General features: G+C 48.6%; 9 protein-coding genes and 1 tRNA gene. All 10 read left to right on the top strand.

The annotated features are described in order from the left end of the window. The first annotated feature begins 345 nt into the window (after positions 1-345). The 10 genes from U2W12_RS00465 (at position 346) to U2W12_RS00420 (ending at position 6314) form a co-directional block, all read left to right on the top strand. A complete protein-coding gene (locus U2W12_RS00465; protein ID WP_326498710.1) occupies positions 346-819 on the top strand; it encodes a polyketide cyclase / dehydrase and lipid transport in 474 nt (157 codons plus the stop codon). A 122-nt stretch (positions 820-941) separates the two neighbouring features. Continuing rightward, positions 942-1018: transfer RNA gene (locus U2W12_RS00460), tRNA-Met, on the top strand. A 139-nt stretch (positions 1019-1157) separates the two neighbouring features. Beyond that, the gene (locus tag U2W12_RS00455; protein WP_326498709.1) at positions 1158-1655 is read left to right on the top strand and encodes a hypothetical protein; all 498 of its coding nucleotides are present in this window, start codon (positions 1158-1160) and stop codon (positions 1653-1655) included. Then, on the top strand, positions 1655-2731 hold the full coding sequence (locus tag U2W12_RS00450) for a site-specific integrase (protein ID WP_326498708.1): 1077 nt from the start codon (positions 1655-1657) through the stop codon (positions 2729-2731). Before U2W12_RS00455 ends, U2W12_RS00450 begins: the two co-directional genes overlap by 1 nt. Positions 2732-2745: 14 nt before the next feature. Beyond that, the gene (locus tag U2W12_RS00445) at positions 2746-2940 is read left to right on the top strand and encodes a hypothetical protein (RefSeq protein WP_326498707.1); all 195 of its coding nucleotides are present in this window, start codon (positions 2746-2748) and stop codon (positions 2938-2940) included. Positions 2941-3047: 107 nt separating this feature from the next. After that, complete coding sequence (locus U2W12_RS00440; RefSeq protein WP_326498706.1) at positions 3048-3890, top strand: hypothetical protein; 843 nt, start codon at positions 3048-3050, stop codon at positions 3888-3890. A 76-nt stretch (positions 3891-3966) separates the two neighbouring features. After that, positions 3967-4272 carry a hypothetical protein gene (locus U2W12_RS00435; protein WP_326498705.1) on the top strand — a complete coding sequence of 102 codons (306 nt, stop codon included), beginning with the start codon at positions 3967-3969 and terminating at the stop codon, positions 4270-4272. Positions 4273-4358: 86 nt separating this feature from the next. Next, positions 4359-4637, top strand: coding sequence for a hypothetical protein (locus tag U2W12_RS00430; protein WP_326498704.1), 279 nt, complete (start codon positions 4359-4361; stop codon positions 4635-4637). Then, positions 4634-4972, top strand: a complete 339-nt coding sequence (locus U2W12_RS00425) for a hypothetical protein (RefSeq protein WP_326498703.1) — start codon at positions 4634-4636, stop codon at positions 4970-4972. Before U2W12_RS00430 ends, U2W12_RS00425 begins: the two co-directional genes overlap by 4 nt. Continuing rightward, on the top strand, positions 4965-6314 hold the full coding sequence (locus U2W12_RS00420; protein WP_326498702.1) for a primase-helicase family protein: 1350 nt from the start codon (positions 4965-4967) through the stop codon (positions 6312-6314). Before U2W12_RS00425 ends, U2W12_RS00420 begins: the two co-directional genes overlap by 8 nt. Positions 6315-6518 lie beyond the last annotated feature (204 nt).

The following is a 6518-nucleotide window of genomic DNA, read 5'->3' as shown; positions in this document are numbered from 1 at the left end:
ACTCTACGCGCTCCTGTTGGCTCAACTTAACCACCTTAGCAATACGCCCCATCGATAACTCCTCTGCAATTTTCAGAGGATTATATATCTATCGTATTTTTATACAATTAGACACTAGCAAGGCAGGCCCCGGGTTTTTGGAGCGTATTCTGCTGAATTTAAAAATCGTGCGGCGGTTAAGCAGATATGGGGTGTGCTTGACTCAGGGATTTGAGTCCGTGCTAAATGCACTCTGAAAACTGCCCGTGTTTCGAAATAAGTTGTTTGAGATTGCACGCTAATCGTAACTGAATTTCGGAAAACTATATTCCGCCAAATCCTAAACCGGCGTGGAGCTGATAATTTGTGCGAACGTCCGATTTTTCGTTAACGACACGATGGCTGATTCCCGCGCCGGTCGAGCAGGTCTGGTGTTGTCTGATTGCGACCGAGCGGTGGCCGTCCTGGTGGCGGTATGTCGCGAGGGTCGAAGAAACGGCGGCGGGCAACGCAACATCAGGCGTTGACAATGTCAGGCGCTATCTCTGGCGTACCTGTTTGCCCTATGATCTGGCGATCGATTTGCGTGTTACGAAGATGCGGACTTATCATTATCTTGCGGTCCAGGTGACGGGTGACCTAATTGGCAGCGGTAATTGTTCGATGACCTATCGGGAAAACGAGGCAGCGACCGAGCTGATTTTTGTCTGGAATGTCTCGCTCGTCAAAGCGTGGATGAAGCTGGTAGCCGGAGTCGCGCGGCCGCTGTTTGTTTGGAATCATAGTCGTGTGATGAAAAGCGGAGAGCAGGGCTTGATTCGCCATTTGGCTGGGCATTGAGCGTCATGCCGGCGGATCGCTGTTCTCCGTGGCGTTTTGGCGATATGTAAACGAATCTTTACTAAAGGTACCAGATTTTAGTTGCCAAAAACTTAAAAGTCTTTATAATACGTAGAATCAATCGCGGGGTGGAGCAGCTTGGTAGCTCGTCGGGCTCATAACCCGAAGGTCGTAGGTTCAAATCCTGCCCCCGCTACCAAATAACTGATTGAAAAATAAGGATTTTTTTTCAAACGCCATCGGTTATGACGCTGAAAAACGGTCCACAGGGCACCAAATAGGGCACATGTGGGTTTTTCAGAGGGCATATCACTTGCCCGAAGGTCATAGGAGGCGTTATGAATCCTTCATCAACTCAAAGCCGTACCCCCTCTTCGCCGTTCGGCGATTTATCCAAATCTCACAAAAAAGAACCTTGCCGGTATTGCGGCTTTTCTGTTCAGGTTTCTAGTTCGGATTGTTGCCCGTCATGCGGTCGGCGTCCCTCCGATGTCGTGAGTTTTTACATCGTTTACGAGCCAAGCCATTTGTTGGCATCTCCTTCGTTTCAATCCTTTGAGCAAGTCAAACAGTTTGCTGACATTTTCGGCATTCATGCGGATGACGGTTATGTCGTCCAGGAAACCATTCGACTTTATAATTACGCCAGATTAGACGCGGAGCCAAGGCTTGAGCAAATCGCTTCACTGGAAGCGAATACCAAGCTATTGGCCTGGCTGAAAGAGAAACAGCCTTACTGCGAAGGGCCGGAGGAATTAACCGCATTGGCGCGCTATGCCGGTTTGACCGTTTACGCCTTGCCGCAATTCCGCGATGCTGCGGCAAAGGGGGCGTAATGGCGACGATCCGCAAAATCCAACGCAAAACCGGCACCGTCTATAAGGCGATCATCACCAAGCGCGGCGAGGCGCTCAAGTCGCAAACCTTCACCCTCAAGCGCGATGCAATCGCCTGGGCCAAGCGCATCGAAGCCGATCAGGAAATGATGGAGGCGTTAGGCACCCGGGGTGCGGCTATGCGCTTTCAAGAACTGGTCGACGAATATGTTCTGCAATGGAACGGAAAATCGGACACTCAAATTCCGATAGCGCGTTATTGGGTTGAAATGTTTGGCAATGAAAAGCTGGCCGACATTACCGCCGATCTGATCCGGCAACAGCTCAAGCTCGTTGAATCGGGGCGCTGCATGCGCGGCAACGGGCGCGGCGACACCAAAGGCAAAACAGCCACCATTTCGCGCACGCGTTCACCCAAAACCGTCAATCTTTATCGAACCGTGTTGTCGGCGGTGTTCAAGTACGCTATCGGTGAAGGCTACACGACCGTTAACCCCGTGCTCAGAGTGCCCCCGCGTAAAGTTCAAAACATGCGGGTGCGCTGGCTCGATGACGCGGAGCGTGAACGCCTGCTCGATGCCTGCAAAAAATCGGACTGGGACAAGTTGCATCTTGCCGTTTTGATGGCAATGACTACCGGCATGAGGTTTTCGGAGCTGATCTGGTTGCGCTGGTCTGACATCGATTTTAACAAAAACCTGGCTTACCTGGCCGACACCAAAAACGGCGAGAGCCGATTCAATCCCATCCCTTCCTTCGTCATGGACGAGCTGCGGCCCTTCCGGCAAATCGGCAATGGCTTGCTATTCGCCAGCAAGATCAAGCCGGAAGTTCCGTTCGATTTCAAAAAGCATTGGAAGAGGGCGATGACTGAGGCCGGCATCAATAACTTTCGTTGGCACGACCTACGCCACACCGCGGCAAGCCTGCTGGTGATGAATGGCGCGACTCTGTACGAAACCGGGCAAGTCCTGGGGCATAAATCGATTCAGACTACGCAACGCTATGCCCATATTTCCACTGAACATAAATCTCAACTGGTCGAAAGAGTGATGACCAAGGCGGTGAAGTCATGAGTATAAGACATCAAATGTACAAACATCAAAACACCATCGCAGAACTAAGCCGGATGATTTCCGAAAAGGCTTGGGCCGATGAAACCATGAAGGACCAATTTGTTATAGCTGCGCTGGCCGATGGCATCCACTCTGCGGCTGAGGCTTTGGACGAATTGTTTCTTTATTTGAAGGAAGAAAAAAGCGATGAAGACGGTACCCCCGACTAAACTGCGTTAAATCGGTTTACCAAGCCTAGGTTAGCTCCCGAAAAGCGGATTTCTCACCCGCCTGGCTTGGTTCCTTTCTGTGAGAGCGGGCACTTGAGAGGTGTTTTATGGCGCGTAGTAAAGAACGTAAGCCCAAAGGTGAAGTCAGGTGGGATTCTGCTGGCAATGCTGGTTGGTGGCGCGATAAGCCCTATGCTGTTATTAACAAGGATTATGCGGAGTATGTTTTAACTGGACATTTGCCATCTAAAAAAAATAACCATGGTCGGTTAGAAAAAAGCGTACGTAACGTACCTAAATTATTAGATAAATTTGATGATCCTGACTTCGTGGCCGCCATTGTTGATGTTGAAGATCGCTATTTAAGCATGAAGTATCGAAGAGATAAGTTATCGCCTACGACTGGTGATATGAGAGAGACATTGCTTGACCTTCAAGAGAAAGAAAACAAAGTCGGACAGCTTGCTGAAATTTCAAGATGCCACGAGATTTGGAGTATATTTGAAAATGCTTATTATGCCGAAACCAAAAAAATGGTGGGTTCTGCTTTTCTCGACAGAATACATGACTTAAACCGCTATCATTGGGAACTGGAAAGCACGCCAGCCGATCATCCAGCAAGACAAATTGTGCAAGAAAGGTGGGACAGGGACCATAAAAGCAATTTTGAAATGATGAATAATGATTTGATCCCTACCTTTATCGAGATTAGCCTAAAACACCTGGAAAATGCCCATTTCGAGGAGCTCGCTAACTCTGCTTCGAATGATCGCTGGCTAGCCTGGAATTTGGGCATTGTACTTAAGCGTTTTGGGATCAAACCCTCACAAACAAAAGATGGGCCATTATGTAATTGCTTGCGTATCGTGTTTGCAGCAGTGGGTAGATCTAAGGAGTCTGTCCATCACGACATCACAAAAGAGATACTCAGAGAGCTAAAAAGAATGTAGTAAAAAATTTATTTGTAATCGGCCACCTTTTGGGGAATCTTTTCAAATTTCCCCTAGCTATGATGACGCCAGCGTTTTGAAACGCTTCCAAAATGTTTCTAAATCAGGTGAAATCATGCAGACCCAAAAAAAACCAATCACCCAGCCGGAGGCATTGCTAACCGGCATTCATCCTCAAGAAGTCTCTCTTGAAGACTTTCAGTCTCTGGACAATTTCCAAAAAAAGCACGCGGATAAATTCACCAAGGCGCAATTGAATTGGCTTTTGCGGTTTCGAGATCGCAACGGTCTGGCCGAGAGCGGCGCCGTTATTATGGTGGCAAGGAAATTTTATCTGCACGAGTCGCGTTTTGCGGCTTGGTTCAATTCTCAAAAAGCCTGATTTATCTATCCAGACTCAACAGCGTGGCCGCGCGGATTGCGGTCGAGTCGGGGACCGATGGCAAACTCTAATCAGGTAATTTGAAAATGAACCAAAATATTGAATTTTTGCAAATCGACGAAGCGTTATTGCTGCAGCGTATAGAACAAGGTGGTCAAACTGGCGCTTTTTTAGCCGGCGCCTTTATCAGCACATACCGAATGAAGCCCTTAAAGCAGAGCCTGGGAATTATCGCCAATCTTGATGGCGATGGCATTCTTCTGCTTCATCAAATAATTCACATGCGGCACGTTCCTAACTGGTCTGATGGTCAGTTGTACGAACTTGAAAAACAAATTTTGAAGATTCAAAGGGGGGTGGCATGAAGAAACGCCCCCCATATTCGCGACATTTAAATACTTCTCTTCATGGTTTGCTATTGATTGTCTGCACCGGCAGCGATGCTTGGCAGTGGGCACAGTTAACCACCTGGTTTCCAGGTGCCAAGGTCGTCATGCCGCCCGGCGCTGATCCATCTGCCTACGATTGGCGGATCGCTGGCGAACACGATGTGATGATTGCCGGATGCGGCAAGCTGGAAAAATTCGACCGGATTGTATCGCTCGGCGGTGAGCTGTTGGCAACCGGCGCTAAACTCGTTTTGTACGCACCGGAACGCGGATTGATGACGCGAATTGATGCGGTGACCGTGGATGACTGACTATGAGGTGAAAAAGCCCGGTCATGTCGTCGTCAAGTTGCCACGGTCGAAAAATAAAGTAATTGATGAGTCAATTCAAATTCAGCCCGATTTTTATTCACGGTACATTTACCTTATCCATCGTGACCGTATTTTCGATGTCGAGACCCGCAACGAATTGACGCAACAAGGTTTTAACGGAGCGCACGCGCATTGGATGACCAAAAGCAAACCCTCAACCGTTTTCTTGAGTTCGGAAAAGGCGGTAAAGGTTGATGGGCTTATATATTTACCTGGCGTTCACGAAAACCCGATCATTCGCGGCGGGGCGAAACTTTGGAATCTTTGGCGCGATCCAGGGGTAGAGCTACCAGAATCGGCCACAGAAGCCGATGTAACGCCTTGGCTGGAGCATCTTAATTATTTGTATCCAGATACCGGAGAGCAGGAGCATATTTTAAACTGGATGGCTTATGTGTTGCAGAAACCACACGTGAAAGTTAATCATGCGTTGGTGATTGCGGGAACGTCGAGAGTTGGCAAAGACATGTTGCTCAATCCTTTGCGGTTCGGATTAGGTGAGGAAAACATCTGCGAGCCCCCGGCAGGCGAGTTACGGGAGACTTACACCGATTATCTTAATCATGCCAAGCTTGTTATATTCCAGGAAATTCAACTGTTTGAAGGGTTAAACCTTGAAAACAAATTAAAGCCGATGCTGGCAGCACCCCCGGATATGTTAAGGGTCCGAATGTTCGGTCGCGGATTCTACGAGACGCCCAACATTGTGCAAGCAATCTTTATGAGCAATTACCGGGACGCGCTTCATATCTCGGCGGGAGACGGGCGTTATTTCGCCATATGGACGGACGCTCAACCGTTGAGCGCTAGTTATTACACGGAGCTGGCGTGCTGGCTGGATGGCGGCGGAAACGGCAAGGTTGTGCGCTGGCTACTCTGTAGGGATGTCAGCGGATTCGAGCCGAAAAAGCCGGCACCAAATACGGCTTTCAAGTCTGAGTTGATGGCCACGAGTAAGTCTCCTTTGCGTCATCAGCTTGAAGATATGATCGAAGCAATGGATTATCCGTTTAATGTGGACTGTGTGCGGGCGCAACATGTCGCCAAAGTCATGCGAGATAAATATTCGGCAAAATCGATTGCTATGGTTTTGTCTGAAATGGGATGCGGATATAAGGAGTGCAAGCGATCCACCGGAAAACGGGAAAAGCTCCACTTGTATGCTGTTCGCAATAATGACAGTTGGGCGGAACAGTCGGTGATTAAATGGATTGACGAATATGACAGGCGTGTCGAGCGATCAGATAGCGGCCTTTATTCTGGGGACGGAGCGTCGGATTAGGGGACGCGTGGAAGCCTTGCCATTCAAAGCCTTGACGGTCATTCGTCCCCACGTCCCCACATTATTTAAGTAAGTAATAAATATATATAAGTGCTTAGCAGAAAGTAAATTGGTATTGAGAGCCAAAACCAGCGCCGATTTCATCGATAGCCTCCTCAAGTTCGGTAGGTGTAAACGATTGGAATGGCAGCCACTCGTATTTCA

The organism is Methylomicrobium sp. Wu6 (assembly GCF_035916875.1).
Lineage (GTDB): Bacteria > Pseudomonadota > Gammaproteobacteria > Methylococcales > Methylomonadaceae > Methylomicrobium.
The sequence above is the reverse complement of the archived record's forward strand: the minus strand, read 5'-3'. Positions and strand labels throughout refer to the sequence as shown.